At 59.9% G+C, this 22,720-nt stretch carries 23 protein-coding genes and 1 pseudogene; 14 read left to right on the top strand and 10 right to left on the bottom strand.

Annotation, left to right across the window (positions count from 1 at the left end):
• Window positions 1-2: 2 nt before the first annotated feature.
• The 4 genes from PSJ8397_RS01810 to dusB form a co-directional block, all read right to left on the bottom strand.
• On the bottom strand, window positions 3-2,261 hold the full coding sequence (locus PSJ8397_RS01810; protein WP_407691734.1) for a sensor histidine kinase NtrY-like: 2,259 nt from the start codon (window positions 2,259-2,261) through the stop codon (window positions 3-5).
• Window positions 2,262-2,354: 93 nt separating this feature from the next.
• The gene (locus PSJ8397_RS01805) at window positions 2,355-3,713 is read right to left on the bottom strand and encodes a response regulator (protein ID WP_085862845.1); all 1,359 of its coding nucleotides are present in this window, start codon (window positions 3,711-3,713) and stop codon (window positions 2,355-2,357) included.
• Window positions 3,713-4,807 carry a two-component system sensor histidine kinase NtrB gene (locus tag PSJ8397_RS01800; RefSeq protein ID WP_085862844.1) on the bottom strand — a complete coding sequence of 365 codons (1,095 nt, stop codon included), beginning with the start codon at window positions 4,805-4,807 and terminating at the stop codon, window positions 3,713-3,715. The genes PSJ8397_RS01805 and PSJ8397_RS01800 overlap by 1 nt, the downstream gene beginning before the upstream one ends.
• Entirely contained in the window at window positions 4,804-5,781 is a 978-nt protein-coding gene (dusB, locus tag PSJ8397_RS01795; RefSeq protein ID WP_085862843.1) for a tRNA dihydrouridine synthase DusB, read from the bottom strand. The genes PSJ8397_RS01800 and dusB overlap by 4 nt, the downstream gene beginning before the upstream one ends.
• Before the next feature lie 160 nt (window positions 5,782-5,941).
• On the opposite strand from dusB, the gene PSJ8397_RS01790 reads away from it, so the two are divergent.
• The 4 genes from PSJ8397_RS01790 (at window position 5,942) to PSJ8397_RS01775 (ending at window position 9,372) form a co-directional block, all read left to right on the top strand.
• Entirely contained in the window at window positions 5,942-7,072 is a 1,131-nt protein-coding gene (locus PSJ8397_RS01790) for a bifunctional 2-C-methyl-D-erythritol 4-phosphate cytidylyltransferase/2-C-methyl-D-erythritol 2,4-cyclodiphosphate synthase (RefSeq protein WP_085862842.1), read from the top strand.
• Entirely contained in the window at window positions 7,069-7,569 is a 501-nt protein-coding gene (locus tag PSJ8397_RS01785) for a phosphatidylglycerophosphatase A family protein (RefSeq protein WP_085862841.1), read from the top strand. The genes PSJ8397_RS01790 and PSJ8397_RS01785 overlap by 4 nt, the downstream gene beginning before the upstream one ends.
• Window positions 7,566-8,033: a CinA family protein gene (locus PSJ8397_RS01780; protein WP_085862840.1), complete on the top strand. Its 468-nt coding sequence runs from the start codon at window positions 7,566-7,568 to the stop codon at window positions 8,031-8,033. Before PSJ8397_RS01785 ends, PSJ8397_RS01780 begins: the two co-directional genes overlap by 4 nt.
• Window positions 8,034-8,190: 157 nt before the next feature.
• Window positions 8,191-9,372 (top strand): ammonium transporter, encoded by a 1,182-nt coding sequence (locus tag PSJ8397_RS01775; RefSeq protein ID WP_085862839.1) that lies wholly within the window; start codon window positions 8,191-8,193, stop codon window positions 9,370-9,372.
• 60 nt (window positions 9,373-9,432) lie between these two features.
• Here PSJ8397_RS01775 and PSJ8397_RS01770 read toward each other — a convergent pair whose 3' ends face one another.
• Window positions 9,433-10,767 carry an MmgE/PrpD family protein gene (locus PSJ8397_RS01770; RefSeq protein ID WP_085862838.1) on the bottom strand — a complete coding sequence of 445 codons (1,335 nt, stop codon included), beginning with the start codon at window positions 10,765-10,767 and terminating at the stop codon, window positions 9,433-9,435.
• A 24-nt stretch (window positions 10,768-10,791) separates the two neighbouring features.
• Window positions 10,792-11,235: a type II toxin-antitoxin system RatA family toxin gene (locus PSJ8397_RS01765; RefSeq protein ID WP_085862837.1), complete on the bottom strand. Its 444-nt coding sequence runs from the start codon at window positions 11,233-11,235 to the stop codon at window positions 10,792-10,794.
• An 84-nt stretch (window positions 11,236-11,319) separates the two neighbouring features.
• Here PSJ8397_RS01765 and hpt point away from each other — a divergent pair, with 84 nt between their 5' ends.
• Both hpt and PSJ8397_RS17085 read left to right on the top strand, forming a co-directional pair.
• Entirely contained in the window at window positions 11,320-11,856 is a 537-nt protein-coding gene (gene hpt / locus PSJ8397_RS01760) for a hypoxanthine phosphoribosyltransferase (protein ID WP_085862836.1), read from the top strand.
• Window positions 11,853-12,029: a hypothetical protein gene (locus PSJ8397_RS17085; RefSeq protein WP_200811273.1), complete on the top strand. Its 177-nt coding sequence runs from the start codon at window positions 11,853-11,855 to the stop codon at window positions 12,027-12,029. Before hpt ends, PSJ8397_RS17085 begins: the two co-directional genes overlap by 4 nt.
• A 116-nt stretch (window positions 12,030-12,145) precedes the next feature.
• Here PSJ8397_RS17085 and lipA read toward each other — a convergent pair whose 3' ends face one another.
• Both lipA and PSJ8397_RS01750 read right to left on the bottom strand, forming a co-directional pair.
• Window positions 12,146-13,132, bottom strand: coding sequence for a lipoyl synthase (gene lipA / locus PSJ8397_RS01755; protein WP_085862835.1), 987 nt, complete (start codon window positions 13,130-13,132; stop codon window positions 12,146-12,148).
• 95 nt (window positions 13,133-13,227) lie between these two features.
• Window positions 13,228-14,175, bottom strand: coding sequence for a DUF6456 domain-containing protein (locus PSJ8397_RS01750; protein WP_235000541.1), 948 nt, complete (start codon window positions 14,173-14,175; stop codon window positions 13,228-13,230).
• A 297-nt stretch (window positions 14,176-14,472) separates the two neighbouring features.
• Here PSJ8397_RS01750 and PSJ8397_RS01745 point away from each other — a divergent pair, with 297 nt between their 5' ends.
• A complete protein-coding gene (locus PSJ8397_RS01745; protein WP_085862834.1) occupies window positions 14,473-14,787 on the top strand; it encodes a DUF6477 family protein in 315 nt (104 codons plus the stop codon).
• Window positions 14,788-14,824: 37 nt separating this feature from the next.
• Here PSJ8397_RS01745 and PSJ8397_RS01740 read toward each other — a convergent pair whose 3' ends face one another.
• Window positions 14,825-16,381 carry a trimethylamine methyltransferase family protein gene (locus PSJ8397_RS01740; protein WP_085862833.1) on the bottom strand — a complete coding sequence of 519 codons (1,557 nt, stop codon included), beginning with the start codon at window positions 16,379-16,381 and terminating at the stop codon, window positions 14,825-14,827.
• A gap of 126 nt (window positions 16,382-16,507) precedes the next feature.
• On the opposite strand from PSJ8397_RS01740, the pseudogene PSJ8397_RS17415 reads away from it, so the two are divergent.
• The 5 genes and pseudogenes from PSJ8397_RS17415 to PSJ8397_RS01720 all read left to right on the top strand — a co-directional run.
• Window positions 16,508-16,783, top strand: a pseudogene (locus PSJ8397_RS17415) (NUDIX domain-containing protein); the annotation flags it as partial.
• Window positions 16,784-16,796: 13 nt separating this feature from the next.
• Complete coding sequence (locus tag PSJ8397_RS17155; RefSeq protein WP_235000539.1) at window positions 16,797-16,973, top strand: NUDIX hydrolase; 177 nt, start codon at window positions 16,797-16,799, stop codon at window positions 16,971-16,973.
• A gap of 107 nt (window positions 16,974-17,080) precedes the next feature.
• Window positions 17,081-18,658, top strand: coding sequence for a glutamine-hydrolyzing GMP synthase (gene guaA / locus PSJ8397_RS01730; protein ID WP_085862831.1), 1,578 nt, complete (start codon window positions 17,081-17,083; stop codon window positions 18,656-18,658).
• Between the two features lie 221 nt (window positions 18,659-18,879).
• A complete protein-coding gene (locus PSJ8397_RS01725) occupies window positions 18,880-19,539 on the top strand; it encodes a YdcF family protein (RefSeq protein WP_085862830.1) in 660 nt (219 codons plus the stop codon).
• 22 nt (window positions 19,540-19,561) lie between these two features.
• Window positions 19,562-19,912, top strand: coding sequence for a hypothetical protein (locus tag PSJ8397_RS01720; protein WP_085862829.1), 351 nt, complete (start codon window positions 19,562-19,564; stop codon window positions 19,910-19,912).
• Here the strand turns inward: PSJ8397_RS01720 and PSJ8397_RS01715 are convergent.
• Window positions 19,909-20,517, bottom strand: coding sequence for a neutral zinc metallopeptidase (locus PSJ8397_RS01715; RefSeq protein WP_085862828.1), 609 nt, complete (start codon window positions 20,515-20,517; stop codon window positions 19,909-19,911). The two genes, PSJ8397_RS01720 and PSJ8397_RS01715, sit on opposite strands and share 4 nt — an antisense overlap.
• A 75-nt stretch (window positions 20,518-20,592) precedes the next feature.
• Here PSJ8397_RS01715 and PSJ8397_RS01710 point away from each other — a divergent pair, with 75 nt between their 5' ends.
• Both PSJ8397_RS01710 and PSJ8397_RS01705 read left to right on the top strand, forming a co-directional pair.
• Window positions 20,593-21,447 (top strand): DMT family transporter, encoded by an 855-nt coding sequence (locus PSJ8397_RS01710; protein ID WP_085862827.1) that lies wholly within the window; start codon window positions 20,593-20,595, stop codon window positions 21,445-21,447.
• A 149-nt stretch (window positions 21,448-21,596) separates the two neighbouring features.
• Complete coding sequence (locus PSJ8397_RS01705) at window positions 21,597-22,706, top strand: OmpP1/FadL family transporter (RefSeq protein WP_085862826.1); 1,110 nt, start codon at window positions 21,597-21,599, stop codon at window positions 22,704-22,706.
• Window positions 22,707-22,720 lie beyond the last annotated feature (14 nt).

Genomic DNA, 22,720 nt, shown 5'->3' with positions numbered 1-22,720 from the left:
CCTCATGCAGTTTCTTGTTGCAACGCGCTTGCAGCGGCGTCGATTGGAAGGGAAATGACCGCCATCGCCCCACGGCGGTCGCTGTCGTCGAAGGCAGGCGCATCCGCAAGGGTCAGCGTGCCGCCATGTTCGTCGATGATCTTTTTGACAATGGGCAGGCCGAGCCCCGTGCCCTTGTCGCGTGTCGTCACGTAGGGTTCAAACAGCTTCGCGCGGTCCTCTGGCAGTCCGATGCCATTGTCGGCGATGCGGATTTCTGCGGTGTCCTCAACCACGGTCATGGTAATGCGGATCTGCGGCGAAACAGCAATGTCAGGCTGCTTTTGTTGTAAGGTTTCAATGGCTTCGCCTGCGTTCTTAATCAAGTTTGTCAGGGCCTGCGTGATCATTGTGCTGTCAAGATTGGCCCAGACCACGCGATCCGGAATATCAATGTCGAACGACACCTCGGGCTGGCCGGAAATCTGCAATTCCACCGCGTCGCGCAAAATCATGGTCACATCATGGGTGTGGCGGTCTGGTTCCGGCATGCGGGCGAACTTGGAAAATTCATCAACAATGCGCCGTAAGTCATTGGTTTGCCGCACAATAACGTCGGTCAACTGGGTCAACGTTTCGCTTTCGTTCACGGTGCGGTACTTGCGTTTGATGCGTTCTGCGGACAGCTGAATGGGGGTCAGCGGGTTCTTGATTTCATGGGCAATCCGGCGCGCCACATCGCCCCATGCGGCCATGCGTTGGGCCGACACCAGATCGGTCACGTCCTCAAACGCGACAACGTAGCCTTCCAACGTGTCGTCTTCGCGTTTTCGGGGGGACATGCGCACAAGCAGGCTTTCTTGCTGGCCACCGCGCACAAGGTTCACCTGACCCTGTGCCACACGTTTTGCGCCGGTCTGGACTTCTTCAAACAGGGGCGCGAATTCTGGCACCATCACGGCGAGGGCCGCATGATCGCCGCCATCCGTCTGCAACAGCCGATCCGCAGAGCGGTTCACAAACGTCACGCGCCCTTCGGGATCAACGCCGACCACGCCGGACGGGACAGACGACAAGACACTGTCAAACAATCTGCGGCGGCGTTCGATCTGGCGGGTGTTGTCCAACAGCTCTTCTCGTTGGCCCCGCAATTGGGCGGTCATCTGGTTAAAGTAGCGGCCAAGCTGTGCGATCTCGTCCTCGCCCTCTTCCTCGCGTACGCGCACGTTCAAATCACCTGCGCCCACACGTTGGGAGGCCCCCACCAGCCGCCCGATGGGGCGCGACAGCCGTTCGGCAAACCACAGGCCCACCCAAACAGCGGCGATGATCAGGATCAGCGCAAAACCCAGATAAAACAGGCCGAAATCAAACAGCACCCGCCCCCGATCGTTTTCCAACTGATCATAGAGAGCCACGGTGGCCTGGGTGTCATCCAACAGGGACAGAATTTCGCCATCGACCTCACGGGTGACATAAAGGTAATTGTCGCTGAAGGCCTCCAGCGGGATCAACGCGCGAAATTCGTTGTTTTCCCAGTCCTCGATCACCAAGAGCCCGGTTTCGCGGGCCTCGGCCATCTGAAGGGCCGTGGGGCGTTCGAAGTAGAATTCGTAAGATTGCTCTCCGCGGGCCCAAATCTCGCCGGTGCCATCCAGCACAAACACCTCTGTCAGGCCCCGTTCAATCTGGCCCTGGACCCGTTCGAGGGCTTGCCGCACTTCGCCGCGTTCCATGAAAAACGTCTGCAGGCGTTCGGTGTTCAGGTATCCAGCGAGGGCCCTACCATCGCGGGCGACCTCTTGGCGGTGTTCTTCTTCATAGGCCTCAGCCGCGGCCAGTGAATTGCCGACCACATCCCGCACCCGTTCGGAAAACCACCCCTCAAGCCCGATGTTGATGGTCAGAACCGCAAAGACGGCCACAGCCACGGTCGGGATCAGGGCCAAAAGGCCAAAGACGCCCGTCAGACGCAGGTGCAGGCGCGACCCTGCCGATTTGGCCCGTCGTGCCGCAACCATGGCAAACACGCGGCTGAACACCAGTGCGGCAATAATCAGGACATAGGTGATATCGGCCAGCAAGATCAGCCGCAGGGTATCCGTGCGCCCCGTTTGATCGAGAGGCCTGAGGGCGGAAATGGTCAGAACAACCAGAACCGGCGCCAGCACAACAAGCATCACCGTCGCGGCATTGCGCACGCGACGCAACCTGCGCCAGCGCGAAAACGCCAGCATGTTGATACCCAAGAGGGATCGCTGCACGCGAAACGCCCCACTCATTTAAGGGAAACGCCTGATGTACGCCCCCACCGCCTGTTGATATGGTCCTGCATCGGACGGCTGCGTCCGATGGGCCACGGTTATGTTGCCGTTTTACATCAATTTGCGGCGGCGTGTCACGTGAATATCCAGATCAGTGATCTTTTTGCGCAAGGTATTGCGGTTGATGCCGAGAAGGTCCGCACATTTAGCCTGATTGCCGGAGGTCGCATCTAGGGCGATTTCGATCAGCGGGGCCTCCACCTCGCGTAGGATACGTTGGTACAGACCGGGCGGTGGCAACATGCCCCCGTGCAAATCAAAATACCGTTTCAGATGCTGCGCCACAGACCCGGACAGCTTGTCCGAATTGCCGGTCTGCAAAGGTTCAACGGCGGGTTGGGACCCCAAAACCTGTTCGACTTCCGTCCGCCCGATCTCATCACTGGTGGCGGTGACCACAAGACGGCGCACCACGTTTTCAAGCTGTCGCACGTTGCCAGGCCACGTATAGGCGCGCATCAGATCCTGAGCGGAGCTTCCAAGCACACGCTGTGGCGCGCCGTCACGTTCGGCGCGCAGCAAAAAGTGTTCGGCCAACAGCGGGATGTCATCCACGCGGTCGCGCAGAGCGGGCACTGTGACGGTGACCCCTGCCAGACGGTAATACAGATCTTCGCGCACCCGTCCTTCGTCCAGTGATTCCAGCAAATCCGACCGCGACGTCGCCATGATCCGAGGGGCGGTGTCACCCAAGGCATCCAGCATGCGCACAATACGGGCCTGCGTGTCCATGGGCAGATCGCCCACCTCATCAAACACAAGGCTGCCACCCTTGGCCCGTGACAGCAGCGCAGACGGGCCGTCCATCCCCTCCAGATCAGCGGCAGAAGCCACAACAAAGGGCAGCGACCGGCGGTCGGAAAAGTCGTGAATGGCGCGTGCGATCAGGCTTTTGCCGGTGCCGCTTTCGCCGGTGACAAGCACCGAAAGCGGCGTGTTCATCACCCGCGCCACAAGCCGATAAAGCGCCTGCATGGCCGCCGTGCGCCCCACCAACGGCAGGTCATCAGGCTCGGCGTCATCCGTGCGCGGGACACGGGCGCGTTGTTTGATGTCCAACGCACGGGCAGACCGTTTCATCAGATCGGGCAGGTCAAACGGTTTGGGCAGATAATCATAGGCATCCGCCTCAGCCGCTTGAATAGCTGTCATGATGGTGTTTTGGGCAGAGATCACGATGACAGGCAACCCGGGGCGGGCCTCAGCGATTTTGGGCAGCTGTTCCAGCCCGTTTCCGTCCGGCATGACCACATCGGAAATGACCAGATCGCCCTTGCCCTCTTCGACCCAGCGCATCAGCGTCACAAGCGAAGAGGTCGCATGCACCTTACACCCCGCCCGCGTGAGAGCTTGGGTCAGGACCGTGCGAATGGTGCGGTCGTCATCGGCAACAAGTACAGTTCCGTCCATTAGGTTTCTCCATCCGTCATCATGTATTCAGCTTCTTTCGGCACCGTCGGCAATGAGATGCGGAACACGGTTTTGCCCGGCACACTGTCGACCGAAATCCAGCCCCCCAAGTCCGCGATCAGCTTGCTGACCAATGCAAGGCCTAGCCCTGTGCCGTTTTCCTTGCCCGACACAAAGGGTTCAAACACGTCGCTGGCGATGTCTGGCGGCAGGCCGGGACCGTCGTCGATGATTTCGACCTGCAAAGGCAACCGCGCGCCGCTGCCATCAACGCGCTGCACCCGCAACGAGGGTTCATAAAACGTCCGTATCCGGATGGACCCGCCTGCGCTGCCCGCCTCGGACGCGTTTTTCAAAAGGTTCAGAAACACCTGCAACAACTGGTCACCGTCCGCATAGGTCGGCGGCAAGGACGGGTCATAATCCTCGATCATCATCATATGCGCCCCAAACCCCACAGAGGCAGATTGCCGTGCGCGGTCGAGCACATCGTGAATGTTCACAGGCGCGCGGTTGGGGGGCTGCACATTGCCGAATTGTTCGACCTGTTCCAGAAGTTTGACGATGCGGCGCGATTCCTCGACGATCAGATCCGTCAATTCACGGTCCCCATTGGACAGCGTCATCGACAGCAGCTGTGCCGCCCCCGTGATGCCCGCCAAGGGGTTCTTGATTTCATGGGCCAGCATTTCGGCCATACCAATGGCGGATTTCGCGGCGCGCACGGATTGGGCGGATTTGGTCATCCGCGTGGCCATCTCTCGCGGCTCAAAGATCATCAGCATCTGGTCGCCGCCACCTGCCTGGCTTTCATCAATCAGCGGTGCGAACTGGATGTTGCATTGCAACGGGGCCCTTTCGCCGCTGCCCACATCCACGTCATTCACAAACAGGGACGACCGGTTCGCGGTGGCGCGGGCAAAGGCCTTTTCGATCGGTGCGTCAATCATGACCTTATCCCAGACCAGCCCGCCCTTCAGGGATTTGGCCGACAGGTTGAGAAAACTTTCGGCTGCGGAATTGCTTTCGGCGATGGTGTCATCGGCGTTCAACAGCAGCGCAGGCACGGGCAGCGAATTCCAAAGCGCATTCATGCGGCAGCCCTTTCTGTCAAAGCATCGGGCAGCAAAGACATCACACGTGACGGATCACGGGTTGTCAGGACCTCTTTGCGCAGCTGAGGGGCCGGGTCCGATTGATCCATGTACCAGCCCAGATGTTTGCGGGCGACTTTGCCGCCCAGCTCGTTGCCATAGAACGACAACATGTCCTCGTAATGGGCGCAGACCATGTCCACCAAGGCGCGCCCCGTCGGGGCGGGCGGCGCGGCCCTGCCCTGAAGTTCGGCCGCTACCTGCGCCAAAACCCAAGGCCGCCCCTGCGCGCCGCGCCCGATCATCACACCGTCCGCGCCCGATTGATCGAGTGCGGCCTTGGCTGTCTGCGTGTCCACGATATCACCATTGGCGATCACCGGTATGTCCACGGTGCGTTTCACTGCGCCAATCGCCGCCCAATCCGCATGGCCCTTGTAAAACTGACACCGCGTGCGCCCGTGGATCACGATGCGCTGAATGCCCGCAGCTTCGGCCCGCCGCGCCAGATCGGGCGCGTTGTGCAAAGTATCATCCCACCCGAGCCGCGTTTTGAGTGTCACGGGGATATCAACCGCGTCGATCACAGCCTCAATCAATGTCAACGCGTGATCCAGATCGCGCAGCAGCGCGGAGCCTGAATAGCCGTTGGTGACCTTCTTGGCCGGGCAGCCCATGTTGATGTCAATCATGGCCGCGCCATTGCCCTCAACCGTGCGCGCGGCCTCGGCCATCCAATAGGCGTCGCGGCCTGCAAGTTGCACCGCTGTGTTCGCCTGATCGAACCCAAGTTCTGCTTTTTCCCGCACCCCCGGTTTGGCCTGCACCATTTCCTGTGAGGCCACCATTTCGCTGACAACCCATCCGGCGCCAAAAGACGACACCAGCTTGCGAAACGGCAAGTCTGTAATCCCCGCAAGGGGGGCCAAGGCCACTGGGCTGTCCGGGTCTGGAAGAGGAATATCGCGCCGCATGCCCAATAATTAAACTGCTGTGGCGCGCTTCGCAATGCGCGAGCGTTGAAAATATAGGCGCAAAACATGTTGTGCCTAAAATTTCAGCGTTCGTCCGCGACCCCTTCCCCCGCTTTGCGGCAAGGACTACAAAACACCAGAACCACCAAAGGAATGCCCCATGACAACCGCCGCCATCATCGTCGCCGCAGGGCGCGGCACGCGTGCGGGCGGTGATGTGCCCAAACAATGGCAGGTGATTGCAGGTCAAACGGTTGTGGAGCACACCTTGGACAGGTTCGCGGCCCACCCCCACGTCGATGACATCGTTTTGGTTGTTGCCGCCGAAGACCTCGACTTTGTGGACGCCCTTGGCCTTGAGGCGCGCGCGACGATCGCCCATGGCGGGTCAACACGGGCCGCATCAGTGCTGTCAGGGCTGGCCAGAACCAACGCCGATTACGTACTGATCCACGACGCCGCGCGCTGCGCTGTTCCTGCGGATGTCATTGACCGTGTCATCGATGCCCTGCAAACGCACGACGGCGCGGCCCCTGCCCTTGCGGTGACGGATGCGTTGTGGACAGGCGCGCAGGGGCTGGTGTCCGGCGTGCGGGACCGCACTGGATTGTTCCGCGCACAAACCCCACAAGGGTTTCACCGGACAGCCATTCTGGCGGCCCACGGCGCCTGCGCGCAAGACGCGGCCGACGACGTGGAAATCGCCCGCAGTGCAGGCCTTGACGTGGCCATCGTAGGAGGCGACGAACGCAATCTGAAAATCACGACGCCCGGCGATTTCGCCCGCGCCGCCCACCATCTGGAGGTCCCCATGGATATTCGCACAGGCAACGGTTTTGATGTGCACCGCTTTGGTCCCGGGGATCACGTGGTGCTGTGCGGTGTGAAGGTGCCGTATGAGCGCGGGTTGCAGGGCCACTCGGACGCGGATGTGGGCATGCACACCGTGACAGACGCCATTTACGGCGCTTTGGCGCGGGGCGATATTGGGCAGCATTTTCCGCCAAGTGATCCGCAGTGGAAAGGTGCGGCCAGCTATATTTTCCTTGAACATGCCTGCCAGATGGCCCGTGACATGGGGTTCACCCTCACCCATGTTGATTGCACGCTGATTTGCGAATTCCCCAAAATCGGCCCAGTTGCTGCGGCTATGCGTGCGGAAATGGCGCGGATCATGCAGTTGGATGTGGACCGCGTCAGCGTGAAGGCCACGACCTCCGAACGTCTGGGCTTCACCGGGCGCGGCGAAGGTATCGCGGCTTTGGCGACGGTCACATTGGTGAAATCATGAAAGACGCGTGGGCCAAGATCACGGCCACAGTGTTTTACGTAGGCTACCTGAAGCCGGCACCTGGCACGTGGGGGTCCTTGGCGGCCCTGCCTATGGCGTGGCTGATCTACACGCTGGGCGGGCTATGGCTGTTCGTTCTGGCAATTCCAGCGGCCTATATCAAAGGCTACTACGCCACCCTTTGGATGACCCAAGGGCAAGACAACCACGACCCGTCCGAGATCGTCATTGATGAAGTCGTGGGTCAGTGGATTGCCCTGTTGCCCGTTTTCGTCGGTGCGGCCCATGCAGGTGTGGATGTTCTTGCCCTTTGGCCCGGCTGGGTCGCGGCGTTTGTGCTGTTCCGGCTGTTCGACATCACCAAACCCGGGCCCGTGGGCTGGGCCGACCGCAAGGACAATGCAACGGGCGTCATGCTTGATGATGTGATCGCCGGCGTTTTGGCCGCAATTTGCGTGGGCGCGCTGGCGGGCCTGTTCCACGGTGCGGTCGGGTGAGCGCGGCGGCGCTGATTGAGGCGCTCAAGGCGCGCGGCTGGATGATGGCCACCGCCGAAAGTTGCACAGGCGGCCTGATTGCGGCCGCTGTTACGGATGTCGCAGGATCGTCTGCGGTGTTTGATCGCGGGTTCATCACCTATTCCAACGAGGCCAAGATGCACATGGTTGGCGTTTCGCAGGGCCTGCTGATCTCTCACGGGGCGGTGTCTGAGCCTGTGGCGCGGGCCATGGCTGCGGGTGCTCTCGCGCGTTCTGATGCCCAGATCGCCGTTTCAGTGACGGGTATCGCAGGCCCTGGCGGGTCAGACCATAAACCCGAAGGGCGCGTGTGCTTTGGTCTGGCCACAGCGCAGGGTGTGACAGCGCAGACCGTCGAATTTGGTCCCCTGGGGCGCGCCGAGGTGCGGCAAGCCACTGTTGATCATGCCCTGTCGATCCTTCTTCGGGCCTCAACCTATTGATGGCGCATTTCTGTGCAATCGCTGATATTTTAGCCTAAAATTTAATCACTTTGCGATGTGCCCGTCTGTTGTGCGCCTTTGTGCGCCATGGCCTCTTTTTCAAGCGCGGCGAATCCGTGTTTGACGCCACTTGAATATTAATGAGGGGGATACTCACATGAATGCAGCGGATACCGCTTGGATTATCGTCGCCACAGCCCTTGTGCTGTTTATGACCCTGCCGGGTCTGGCACTGTTTTATGGCGGCCTTGTGCGCGCACGCAACGTGCTCAGCGTGTTTATGCAGTGCTTCGGCATCGCCTGTCTGATGAGTATTTTGTGGCTTGTTGCGGGCTATTCCATCGCCTTCGGGGACGGCAACGCCTACTGGGGCGGCCTTGGCAAAGCGTTCCTGAGTGGCGTGGACGAAGAAACCATGGCGGGCAACATCCCCGAAGTGCTGTTCTTCGCGTTTCAGATGACCTTTGCGATCATCACGCCGGCCTTGATCGTGGGCGCCTATGTGGAACGCATCCGGTTTGGGTTTGTCATGCTGTTCTCTGCGTTGTGGATGTTGATCTGCTACGCGCCCGTGGCCCACTGGGTTTGGGGCGGCGGTCTATTGGCAGGTGGCGAAGGTGCGCTGTTTGCCGAAGGTGTGAATGACTTTGCCGGTGGCATCGTGGTGCACCAGACCGCAGGGATCGCGGCGTTGATCGTGGCCGCGTTCCTGGGTGGGCGTCGGGACAAGGGCAAACCGCCCCATAATCCCGGCATGGTTATGATCGGTGCGGCGATGCTTTGGGTCGGTTGGTTCGGCTTTAACGGCGGGTCTGAACTGGCGGCCAATGGCTCGGCTGCGATGGCGTTGACCGTGACGCACCTGTCGGCTGCGACCGCATCGCTCACGTGGATTTTGTGGGAACGCATCCGCTACGGCAAAACCTCCCTTGTGGGCTTGGTGACGGGTACCATTGCGGGCCTCGCCTCGATCACCCCGGCCTCCGGGTCTGTCGGCCCGGTGGAGGCGCTGATCATCGGCGGTGTGGCCGGTATTCTGTGCCAAGAGCTGTGCGGGATTGTCAAAAACACCCTGAATATCGACGACACATTGGATGTGTTCGCGGTGCACGGCGTGGGCGGGATGTTCGGCATCATCATGCTGGCCGTCTTCGGCTATGCCGATTGGACAGCCCAGCTGGGTGGTCTGGCCGTGGTTGGCATCTGGACGATCGTAACCACCACCGTGATCGTTCTGGTCGCCAAGGCGGTCTTCCCGATCCGCGTCAGCGAAGAAGACGAACACACCGGACTTGATCTGACATCGCACGGCGAACGCGCCTACGATATGTCAAGCTAAGGCCGTCATCACGGACACCGAAAGCGGGCGCCCAAGGGCGCCCGTTTTTTATGGTGCCCTTTAAGCGGTCTGTCGGATGGCACGGGTAAACGCCGCCATATCACGCGCCGACACCGCAGCGGCGACCTCTTGGGCAAGGGTTGGGTGCAGCAGCGCCCGCCCTTTTTGCACGAGCCTATCGCGCCGCTGATCCAATGTCTCAGGCCGCTGCAGATCGTAAAATCCGTCATGCCGCGTTCCATCGCGCAGCGTCACCGCCACGGCGCAACTGGTTTCTGCCATGGTTTCGTCCGCTGCGACATTGGTGCGATCCATCGTGCTTTGGACATGCGGCGGGATCGGGAAATAAAGTGTCGGCCCCGCACCAAAGCTGTCCTGCCCATCCAGATACATGGCCGCCAAAAATCTATAGCTGAACTTGCCCTCAAGCCAGGTGGTCGGTGCGGGCTTATTGCAGACAGTCATCCAACGGGGATGGGTCGTGATGTCGATCCGGTCCACTTGCGCCGATCGAGGCAAGTTAAGCGCCGTCAAGGCCTCCAACATGGCGTGGGTGCCATGGCAGCAGGCGTGATATTTGTGGCTGACCGTATCAAACAACCAGGCCTGCCCCAAAGTGTCGAACGCGTCCGCGTTGCCTTCCCCCGCTTGGGTGGCCAACACCGCGTCCAGAACATCAGTCGAACCAGACAGACCCTGACCTGAGTGGGCCAAAAAGGCGGCCTCAACCCCTTGGGACGCAGCAAGGCCCGCATTGACCGGTTTCATGGGGCTCCCGAATTGTGCTTTCAGCCCCCCAGCCATTCCCGCGACATTCAAGATGGCGGATGTGACCTTGGGCTCGACGGCGTCCTCGGCCAGCAAACAGGTCGCGGCGACCGCTGCCCCATAAGCCCCAGACGTGGCCGTCTGATGCCAGCCCGCCTGATAATGGGATCGGCCAAGCCACAGCCCAACCCGCACCGCAACCTCGGCCCCGATCCGCGCGGCCATGATCACGTCGTCAAAGCTGCGCCCCTTCATTTCGGCTACTGCCATCGCGGCAGGAAGAACCACAGTGCTGACGTGGCCGATATGGGCAAAATGCGTGTCATCCACATCCAGCGCATGCCCGAGTGTCCCATTGATCAACGCCGCATCACGCGCTGCCAAACGATGCGCCCCGCCGTGCTGAATGACATTCGATGTCCAGAACACGGACGCTGGCCCTGCTCCGCAATGGCGGGCATAATCGGCCATGGCCACGGGGATGCCGCTGTCCTCATCTGCGACAGCCAATCCGCAATAGGCCCAATCCAAGGCACACAGCCGCATCGTTTCAAGCGCCGTGTCGGGGATGTCCCCTGCCAAAGACGCATGCACAAATGAAGGGATGGGGGTCAAAGGGCCTAACATAGCGCCACCCTGCCCCAGTGCGCGCTAGCCGTAAAGCTCTGTTGCGCGACGTTCAAAAGCGCGCACGATCCGCTGCATGGCCTCATTGAAAAACATGCCCGCAGCCCCCTGAAGCAACTTGTTGCGAAACTCAAAATCCACTTCGAAATGCACATCACAGCCGCCCTCGGCCTCGGTGAATGTCCATGTGGATTCCAGATATTTGAACGGACCGTCGATGTATTCCGTGTCGATGCGTTTGGTCTCGGGCCAGAGGGTCACACGGCTTCCAAACCGTTCCCGAAACACCTTAAAACTGATCACCAGATCGGCCAACATCTCAACATGATCGCCCTTGTCGGTGGTGGACCGGATCCGTGCGGCCGCTGTCCACGGCAAAAACTTCGGATAATTCGCAACATCCGCCACCAGATCATACATCTGGTCCGGTGTGTACGGCAGGCGCTTGGTCTCGGAATGGGCGGGCATAGGTGGCTTTCAGTCGTGACTTCTAAAATTCATGTCGTATGGTCAGGGCAAAATTACAAGCCACTCGAACGGGGTCGTGACCCAATGACGCAAAAGCCTTATGTGATCGATCAAATGATCTCAGCCAAATCGATCGCCGCGCGCATCGAAGACCTCGCCACTGAGATTGAGGCCGAATACAAAGACACAAACAAACTGATCGTCGTGGGTCTTCTGCGCGGCTCCTTTGTGTTCATCGCCGATCTGGTGCGTGAATTGGATTTGCCCGTCGAAGTCGATTTTCTGGAGGCCAGCTCCTACGGGGATGGCATGGAAAGCAGCCGAGAGGTCCGCATCCTCAAAGATCTGCGCGGCCAGATTGAAGGCCGCGATGTCCTTGTGGTCGAAGACATTGTCGACACAGGCCATACGTTACATCAGGTCATAGACATGCTGAACACGCGCCACCCCGCCAAGCTGAACTCCATCGCCCTCTTGGATAAACCAAGCCGCCGGGAAGTCGACATGAAAGCCACCTGGACAGGTTTTGAAATCCCCGACGAATTCGTGGTGGGCTACGGCATCGACTACGCCCAACGCAATCGCAACCTGCCCTTTATCGGTAAGGTCCGTTTCACATGAACGTCACCCGCATGTTCTTGAAGATGAGCCAGTGGGCCCGCAACCCACCATCAGAAGGCCGCGTCAAACTGGTTATCGGTGTCGTCGTGGTTTGCCTGATCCTGGTCGGGATCGAAAAATTCATCGGCTGGCCAGACTGGGCCACCGTCGAAAAGTTACAGGGCCGCCCCTAGCCGTCCAATGCGCCGCCGCCCCGTTTCTTTGGGTCAAAAATACCTAAAAACAAAGTCTCAAAGAGACTTTGTACCCAAAATCTGATCAGATTTTGGCCCCGCCCGCCGCAGGCGCCCTACGATCCTAGTTTTGCAATCCGTGCCGCTTGCAATTTCGCAAAGTCATCGCCTGCGTGATAGCTTGACCGCGTCAATGGCGTGGCCGACACCATCAAGAACCCCTTGTTGAAGGCGGTCTTTTCATAAACCGCAAATTCCTCGGGCGTCACAAATCGGTCCACCGCGTGGTGCTTTGGTGTGGGCTGTAGGTATTGCCCGATGGTCAGAAAATCGATGTCGGCGGCGCGCATGTCGTCCATGACCTGCACCACCGCCTGTTTGTCTTCACCCAATCCGACCATGATGCCCGATTTGGTGAACATCGTGGGGTCCAGTTCTTTCACCCGCTGCAGCAGACGCAAGGAATGGAAATACCGCGCGCCGGGGCGGACTTCCGGATACAGGCCCGGCACCGTTTCAAGGTTGTGGTTGAACACGTCGGGTTTGGCCGCCACGACAATCTCCAGCGCGCTGTCATCGCAACGGATAAAGTCAGGTGTCAAAATCTCGATGGTGGTGCCCGGGGATTGGCGGCGCACGGCGCGAATGGTTTGGGCGAAATGCTCCGCCCCGCCGTCTTCCACGTCATCGCGGTCAACGGAGGTGATCACCACATGGTTTAGCCCCAGTTTCTTGACCGCATCGGCCACACGGCCCGGCTCAAACACGTCCAACGCCTCAGGCGGTTTGCCCGTTGCGATATTGCAGAAGGTACAGGCCCGTGTGCAAACCTCCCCCATGATCATCATGGTTGCGTGGCCCTGGCTCCAGCATTCGCCCACGTTGGGACAACCGGCCTCTTCACACACGGTGGTGAGTTTGTTTTCCCGCATGATGTCGCGGGTCTCGCGGTAGCCTTCGGATGTGGGGGCTTTCACCCTGATCCAGTCCGGTTTTTTGGGCTGAGGTGCATCCGGGCGCCGTTGCTTTTCAGGATGACGCTGCGCTGGAATTTTCAGATCCCGTGTTTTGAGATCACGCGTGTTTGTATCACTTGGGGACATGGTGCACTCCTCTTGGTCCCCTATGTAGGCAAGCGTATCCTTTTTGTCCAAGGGTCATGCTGGCGCAGGCATCAGGGTTGCGCCAGATGCATGTCTTATCCGATGCGCGGGCCTAATTCGCCGGTCTGTTCATAGTGCAGGACCAGCCGTTGCAACGCGATGCGCAACACCACTTTACCCGACCGTGCCGCCCATCCCATTTGCTTTTCCGTGGTCTCCAACCCTTCGAGCAAACAACAGCACCGCAATGCGACCTCCGCCAGACCTGGCCCCAGAAACGACAGCGCGGCACGCACCTGTGCCCCAGCGGATGCGCCTTCGGTGTCGACGCCCGCATGGCGGTCGATCGCCTGCAACAGCTGTTGCCAGTCTGGGGGCGTTTTGCCGTCACGTTGGGCGTCAACACGTGCGAGTTCGTAATCTTCGCGCAGGCGCTCGGACGCGCGCACCATGGCACGGGTCAAAAACAGATTGCCGTCCTTGTCTTTTCGGCGCGACAGGCAAACCACGGGGCTGTCTTGCTGGGGCATCCGTGTCATTGCACCGGCCTGCCATGTTCCCACACCTGCGGGCGCCCCCACGAAGGCCTCTGGTGCTTCGGCCATGGCGCGCGCCTGATTTTCCGTACGCGCGACCAGTTCACGCAAGGCCACCCGCCCAGCAGATGTGATCCGGTATCGCAGCACCCGCCCGATGGTATTGCCGCAGCTGATCCACCCCTGCAACGCAAGGGTCATTGCCGTCTGTGAGGCCAGCTTACTTGCGTGATCAGGCTCCTGCGTGGCGGTGTCTTGGAGAATGACACCCTGATCCATGCCAATTGCAATCGCCAGCATGGCTTTGGGAGCTGCCAGACGGCGCAACGCCTGCATCAGCTCTATATCTGACGGGGTTGCGTCTGCACCGTCCGCCTCGGCCAGCGCTTTGATGGCACTGTCAACAAGAGGGTCATCGCGGCGTGTCTCCACCTTGCGGATCTGACGCATGATTGTGGACGCATGGCACGACTGTGACCGCGCCAGCGCCCGGATCGGCTGACCCATCTCTGTGTGAAATACATAATTCCTGACGTCCGCCGGCACCCACGCAGGCACCGCCAGCGATACTCTTTTTGCATCTCTCATGTCCGCACCATCTTCCCATTTGCCCCAACCCAGCATTTCGGGGTGACACAACCCTTGCGTGTAATTGTTTCCGAAATGTTAACATTATCCACAGACACCAAAATTGTTTCCAAAGTGTAAATAATTGTAAACGCTGCGTTCGCTACAAGTTATCCACACGCAACACCCTTAATGGTTGTGTCATCTTTGTGGCACTTCGTTCATGGGAGACTGCACATGCAAGACGTTCTGACACTGATCTCAAGCCTAAAACGCCCAACTTTACTGGTGCGCACGGCCCGCCACGGCATTGCCGATTACAACCGTGTGGTGCATCTGCGCCGCGCGCTGAAGGCCGAAACTTTGCCCGGCCCGGGCCAGGCGATCATCAAACTGATGGAGATCGAGGCTGTTGTCGATCAGCAACGCAAAACCAAACGCGCCGAGTATTCGGTGGCCCATCACGTTGAAATTCTGGTGGCCTTGATGTGTGAGGCGCGGATCCTGAAGTCGCAAAAATCAGCGAGGTCCGCGGCCATGGCCGAAGGCTAAGTCGGGCGGCCCCACGCAGGGCCACCCCGATTGCGGCCTACATAAAGCTGTCCGGCATGGACGCTTTTTTGTCGGCCACATAGGCCTCCAGCTTCGCCTTGATCTCAGGATCAAGGGCGGGCGGCTGATAGTCTGACAAGAGTTTTGCAACGCGGGCCGCCGCAAGGGCCTGGCTGTCGCGGGCGCCCTCCTCTTCCCAGGTCTCGAAGGGTTTGTAATCGAACACCTCCGACCGCCAGAAGGCTGTCTTGAAGTTGGCCTGCGTGTGGGCGCAGCCAAGATAGTGACCGCCCGGGCCGACCTCACGGATGGCATCCATCGCTTGGGCGTTCTCGTCGTCCTCAACCCCGGCTGCCATGGAATGCAGGGTGCCCAGTTGATCGGCGTCCAGCACGAATTTCTCGAAATCGGCCACCAGCCCCCCTTCGAGCCACCCGCAGGAATGCAACATAAAGTTCACGCCGGACAGCAGCCCCATATTTAGGCTGTTCGCCGTTTCATAAGCTGCCTGCGCATCCGGCAACTTCGATCCGCAGAACGACCCGGCGGAGCGATACGGCAGACCCATGCGGCGCGCCAGTTGGCCCGCCCCGTTTGTGATCTTCGCCGCTTCGGGTGTGCCAAAGGTCGGCGCGCCGCTGTTCATATCTATGGATGTCACGAACGTTCCAAAGATCGCGGGGGACCCCGGGCGGATGATCTGGCTATAGGCCACGCCTGCCATTACCTCGGCCAAAACTTGGGTCAGCGTGCCTACCACCGACACCGGCGCCATCGCCCCGCCGACAATAAAGGGCGAAATGATCGATGCTTGATTGTGCGCCGCGTACACCTCCAGCGCGCCCATCATTGTTTCATCAAAGGTCAACGGGCTGTTGATGTTGATCAGGGATGTCATCACCGTGTTGTCGCGCACAAAATCCGCACCGAACAGGATCTCACACATCTCAATGCTGTCCTGTGCACGTACAGGATCGGTGACTGATCCCATAAACGGCTTATCGCTCAGCGTCATATGGGCCATCAACATATCAAGGTGGCGCTTGTTGACGGGCACATCCGTGGGCTCGCACACCGTGCCGCCCGAATGATGCAGCCACTTCGACATATAGGCCAGCTTCACGAATTTATGGAAGTCATCCAACGTCGCATAGCGCCGCCCGCCGTCCGCATCGCGCACAAAGGGCGGGCCATAGACGGGGGCCAGCACCAGATTGTCACCGCCCACGATGACGGATTTGGCAGGGTTGCGTGCGTGTTGTGTAAACTGCGACGGCGCGGTGCTGCACAGTTTCCGCGCCAGTCCCTTGGGGATACGCACGCGTTCACCATCGACATTGGCCCCCGCTTCTTTCCACCGCTCCAACGCGGCCGGATTGTCCACAAAGGCCACGCCGATCTCTTCCAACACCTGCTCTGCGTTAGCTTCGATGATCTCCAGCGTCCGCTCGGACAACATCTCAAGGTTGGGGATGTTGCGTGTGATTGTGGGCGCAGTTTCAAACGACACCGCGGACCGTTCGGCCCGCCGCGCGGCCCCGCCGCCGCCCCGGCCTCTGCGTCCGCGTGCTGGTGTTGCTGCTGCATCCGTCATGGCTCACCTCATAGAATCCCGTTGGTCCTGTGCTACACCGCGGGCGTGGCACGCCTAGGATGGTTTCCGCCCTCTGACGTGCGAAAGCGACATTGCCATACCCCCTGCGCGACGTTAGCCAAGGCCATGGCCGATCACAGCACCCCTATTCAAACCCACTGCCGACCCGCTCCTGGTGTGAGCATCAAAGCGCTGGCGGTGGCATGGCGCGACGATTGCCTTTTGGCCTGCGCCATTCGAAACGACGATGGCAGCGTCAAAGGCTGGCGCCCCTTGGGCGGCACTGTCGAATTTGGCGAACGGGCGGCGGACACCGTGCTGCGCGAAATACGCGAAGAAATCTCCGCCACAGCAGAGATCATCGGCCTGCGCGGTGTGCTCGAAAACATCTACACCCACCACGGCGAAACCGGACATGAGGTCGTCTTTGCTCTATGCCGTCACCCTCACCGACCCCGGCCAAGCATCCGCCGACAGCTTCATTCTGACCGAAGACGACGGGTCCAACCACCGCGCCGCTTGGATTCCCTTGACGGTCATTCGCACTGGCAAAACCCGACTGTTCCCCTCAGGCCTTCTAGATCTTCTCTGACGCCCCGCTTCATCTGACCGGAAAAACTCGTCCCGCAGGGTCGCTCTCCACCATGGCCCCCACCTGCGAATCCTTGCCCTCCGTGCCCTCGCGATTTAACGAGCATCATGGATATTGTTGATCACGACCGCCTCCTCATCATCGACTTCGGATCCCAGGTCACGCAGCTGATTGCGCGCCGCCTGCGGGAATTGAACGTCTATTGTGAAATCCACCCCTACCAGAACGTCACCGACGCCAAGCTGGCCGAAATCGCGCCCAAGGCCGTGATCCTGTCTGGTGGCCCGGACAGTGTGACCCGCGAAGGCTCGCCGCGCGCGCCCGACAGCCTGTGGACGATGGGCGTGCCGATTTTGGGCATTTGCTACGGCCAGCAGGTGATGATGACACAGCTGGGCGGTGAGGTACACGGCGGCAAGATCACCGGCGGCGGTGGCACGGCTGAATTCGGCCGCGCATACGTGACACCCACCAAAGACCGGATCGACGCCCTCGCCGGTTGGTTCCTGGAAGAAAAAGAACAGGTCTGGATGTCCCATGGCGACCACGTGGCAAAACTCGCCCCAGGGTTTGAGGTTTACGGCACCTCCCCAAATGCGCCTTATGCCATCACCGCCGATCTCAGCCGTCAATTCTACGCGGTGCAATTCCACCCTGAGGTCCACCACACCCCCAACGGCGCCACCTTCTTTGAAAATTTCGTGCGTCTGGCCGGCTTTTCCGGTGACTGGACCATGGGCGCCTATAAAGACATCGCGATTGAGAAAATCCGGCAGCAGGTGGGCGACAAACAGGTCATCTGTGGCCTGTCTGGTGGCGTGGACAGCTCCGTTGCTGCCGCCCTGCTGCATGAGGCGATTGGCGATCAACTGACCTGTGTGTTCGTGGATCACGGGTTGCTCCGCCTCAATGAGGCGGAGGAGGTCGTGACCATGTTCCGCGACCACATGAACCTGAAGGTCATCCACGCCGACGAGACGGAGCTGTTTTTGGGTGAGCTCGAAGGCCAATCCGACCCCGAAACCAAGCGCAAGATCATCGGGCGCCTCTTTATCGACGTGTTCCAGAAATACGCCAATGAGATTGAGGGTGCTGAGTTTCTGGCCCAAGGCACGCTGTATCCGGACGTGATCGAAAGCGTCAGCTTTTCGGGCGGCCCGTCTGTTACCATCAAATCCCACCACAACGTGGGCGGCTTGCCCGAAAAGATGGGCCTAAAGCTGGTCGAACCCCTGCGAGAGCTGTTCAAAGACGAAGTGCGCGCCTTGGGTCGTGAACTTGGCCTGCCCGCCTCCTTTATCGGCCGTCACCCTTTCCCCGGGCCTGGCCTTGCCATCCGTTGTCCGGGCGAGATCACCCGCGAAAAGCTGGACATCCTGCGCCAAGCGGATGCAGTCTACATCGACCAGATCCGCAAGCATGGCCTTTATGATGAGATTTGGCAGGCCTTTGTGGCGATCCTGCCCGTACGCACGGTCGGCGTCATGGGCGACGGGCGGACGTATGATTACGCCTGTGCGCTGCGCGCGGTCACATCTGTCGATGGGATGACGGCGGATTACTACCCCTACAGCCATGAATTTCTTGGCGAAACCGCCACGCGGATCATCAACGAAGTGCCCGGCATCAACCGAGTGACCTACGATATCACGTCAAAACCCCCCGGAACGATTGAGTGGGAATGATCTGCGGTTCGGCTATGCCGACAAAAGGTCCGGGGGACCTTTTGGGCGGATCATGGGCGGAGCCCAGCGGTTCGGCAAAGCCGACAAACGGTCCAGTGGATCTTCTGAACAGATCACGTGCGGAGCCCCGGCTGTTTGGCTTCGGTTTCTGCGCTCAAGCGCGCAGGCCGAAACCATGTCCCAGGCCATGGCAAATGCCAGCAAAGTACGTTGATTGATCCATGATCCGTCTTCTCTCTCGTGTGATCCGGTATGGCCTCCGCGCTTACTTACTCATGTCGGCGGCCTTGTTGGCGTGGACATTTCTGTGGCCTGACCCCGATCCCGATGCGGTCCAGCCTGCGGATGCCATTGTCTGTCTGGGCGGCGGAATGTCCCCTGATGGCACGCTAGCTCAGGCGGTTCTGACCCGAATTGAGCGTTGCGTCCAACTGCATGAGGCCGGCATCGCGCCCTTTGTTGTCTTCACGGGGGGCACGGCGGCTGAAAACGGGCCCGATGCTGGCACGCAAATGGCACGCTTCGCCGCGACCCTTGGTCTGCCAACAGACGCCGCAGTCGTCGAAGGACGTGCGCAATCCACCTTACAAAACGCGCTGTTCACCTTTGACATGATCCCTGCGCCACGCCGGATCGTTCTGGTCACCGAAGCCTTCCATCTGCCGCGCAGCTACGCCTCCTACAAATGGGCCGCGTGGGAGGTGGGCCTGCCCAGCCCTTCGATCTCATTGGTTATGTCCGAACCCGTGCGCCGTGATCCGGTAAGCGGCACCCCCAACTGGCGCATCCTGGCCCGCGAAAGCCTTGCGATCTGGTTCAACCTTGGACGCGCGGTGGCCTATTCCGTGGCCCCTGACCCGGATGTGAATTGGCTTCACTGACGTCTGCGTCTAGGCTCATCCCATGAAATACGCCCTCACCTTGCTGACCCTTGCTGGCACACCTGCCGTTGCCCAAACCCTTGATCTGGCCTGCACGGGCACTGCGCCTGACTGGTCCCTGACACTGAACGGTGAGACGGTGGAGTTTGACTATCGTCGCACATCCGATCTGACGCTCATGCTGGACACGCCTGCAGTGGGCGAGGCTGCACCGCGCGCCTTGACACTCATCGGACGCGGCGACAGCGCCATCTTGATTTTGGAAAAGACAGATGCCTGCCGGTTTGGCACAGACGCAGGCGGCTATGATGCTATGGTTTTGACGCAGCGCGGCGAAACACCCGTTTTGCTGACGGGCTGTTGTCTGTCTTAATCGTTCAGCGCCTCAACCAACAACTCCGACCCAAATTCCCCCACGGCACAAACGCTGACGTCTTGCGCTTGATAGCCACGGTCCAGCCATTCTTGCACAGCGGCCACGCCGATGGGCAGATGCGGGCCATCGTCTACGGGGGATCTGCCCCAATGGGCATTCTGGAACGGCTCACCGTCAAATGCAGTCGCAATATCCAAACCGGGCTGGCCCGCGCGGGCCATCAAAACGCCCGCAATGCAATTCACCTGACGTTCCACCATGCCGCGCAGCTCTGCCTCTCGGTCGCGGTTGCGGGTGATGGTCCGCAGCGCCACATCGGCCACGCCATGTTGGACCTGAACCGCATGTCCCAACAGATGCGCCATTTCATAGCCCGCTTGCGGGCGGGTCGGGAAGTCGGGCCCGTGGTAGATCGTGTTGTCTGAGGTGCAATAAAACACCTGCGGGTTGGTCTGCGCCCCCGCGCCGCATTGCGCCGCCAACGGATCGGCCATCTGCACCTCGGGCATGCGGTCAAACATAGCCCGCGCTGTGTCCACAACGGCGTACGGATCTGCCACAACAGGTGTGGCGCAAAATGTCAGTGCGAAAATCAACCTCATGCACCCACCCAGCCCTCTTGCGGCGCGGGTGTCAACCTGCCAAGCCTTCGGCACGCGATTGAAAGGCTTCATTTCATGTCAAACACACTGCGTGCGGCGTTCTGGATGATCGGGGCGATTGTGTCCTTCACCTCCATGGCGATTGCGGGCCGCGCGGTGAGTTTTGAGCTCGATACCTTTGAGATTATGTTGTTCCGGTCGCTGACAGGGATCGTCATTGTTCTGGCCGTGGGGACCTTTGCGGGCACCTTGCGCCAAGTCAACAGCGCCCAATTGGGCCTGCACGGAATCCGCAATCTGGCGCATTTCACGGGCCAAAACCTGTGGTTTTACGCCCTGACGGTCATTCCACTGGCGCAGGTCTTCGCGTTGGAATTCACCACACCCATCTGGGTTATCCTGCTGTCCCCGCTGCTTCTCGGGGAACGGATCACGGCCATTGGCGCGGTGGCCGCAGCCTTAGGGTTCGCAGGCGTTATGATTGTGACCCAGCCGGGCGCCACCGCGATATCCAGCGGCACGATCGCTGCTGCGACTGCCGCCATCGGCTTTGCCCTGACGGCGATTTTCACCCGCAAACTCACCCGCACCCAGACCATCACCTGCATTCTGTTCTGGCTGACCACTATGCAGGCGGTGTTCGGGCTGATCGCTGCGGGCTATGACGGCGATATCGCGGTGCCGTCCGCGGCCTCGGTTCCATGGCTGGTCTTGATCGGCTGCGCGGGGCTGTTGGCGCATTTCTGTCTGACGACGGCCCTGTCCTTGGCCCCGGCCTCCATTGTGATGCCGATTGATTTCATTCGCCTTCCAGTCATTGCCATCGTCGCAGCACAGGTTTATGCCGAACCGCTGGATCCTCTTGTTTTTGCTGGCGCTGCGCTGATTTTCGGGGCGAATTACATGAACATCCGGTTCGGATCCCGCTGAGGCAGGCGTCGCCCCGATCTGTGTCACAAATGAGACGCAGTACTCGGCCCGATGCTTAAGTGACGTAGGGAAAGAATTGACCGGTTTGGACCGCCCTTCATAGGGTGCGGGCAGGAGACGTCCAACACTCATGGATAAGGGATAGGGTAATGAAAACGTATATGACGGCAGGCGCAGCACTGCTTTTGACAACCACAGCTGCCGTTGCCGGCGGGATCGACCGGTCGGGCCAGTTCTTGGGCCCATTGTTCGAAGAAGGCGGCGAAACCGGAAGCTATTTCCAATTCTCATTCGGTTACGTCAGCCCCGAGGCGAACGCGAACGACATTCCAGGTCCAGCGAGCGCTTTTGTGCCCAGCGATCCGCTGTCGTCCTATTCATCGCTGAGCTTTGCGTACAAAACGGATCTGAGCGATCAGCTGTCCGCGGCTTTGATCATCGATGAGCCCTTCGGCGTGAACGTCGAATATACTGACGGCGCCTTTGGCGGTAGCCCGCTGACCGATCTGGACAACGGCCGCGCCAACATCGGGTCAACCGCTGTGACGGGCGTTCTGCGCTATAAACTGAACAACGGCTTCTCGGTGCACGGCGGTGTTCGTGCCCAGGAAATTGGTGGTGAAATCCTGGCGGGCGCTGGTTTCCTGCGCGCTGAATCCGATTTTGATTTCGGGTATTTGGTCGGTGCCGCCTATGAGCGTCCCGACATCGCGCTGCGCATCGCTGTGACCTACAACAGCGAAATCGACAACGACCTGACCGGGATCGAAAACAACACGCCAGCGGATCCAACAGCGACGGTCGGGACAGCGTTCACGGTGACCTCACCGGAAAGCATCAATCTGGAATTCCAGACAGGTATCGCCGCAGACACGCTGTTGTTCGGCTCTATCCGTCACGCGATGTATGACGGCTATAACCTGACGACGGACAATGCTGAATTCGTTAGCTTTGCGGACGACACCACAGCGTATTCCGTGGGCGTTGGCCGTCGCCTGTCCGACAGCCTGTCTGTCTTTGCGACCATCGGTTTTGAAGATGCGGGCGTGCGCCCGTCCACCACAGCCTTGGCCCCCACCACAGGGACGCGCAGCGTGGGCATCGGCGCAACCTACACCATGGGCCAGCTGGAACTGACCGGCGGTATCTCCTACGTTGAGCTGGGCGATCAGGTCGTGAACGCAAGCGAGACGCTGGCCTTTGACTTCGAAGACAACTCCGCCATCGGCGCAGGCTTCCGCATCGGCTACAACTTCTAAGTCGTCGCCCGAAA

Origin of the sequence: Pseudooctadecabacter jejudonensis, from assembly GCF_900172275.1 — a bacterium.
Taxonomy (GTDB): domain Bacteria; phylum Pseudomonadota; class Alphaproteobacteria; order Rhodobacterales; family Rhodobacteraceae; genus Octadecabacter; species Octadecabacter jejudonensis.
This window is presented reverse-complemented; position numbering and strand designations above follow the sequence as displayed.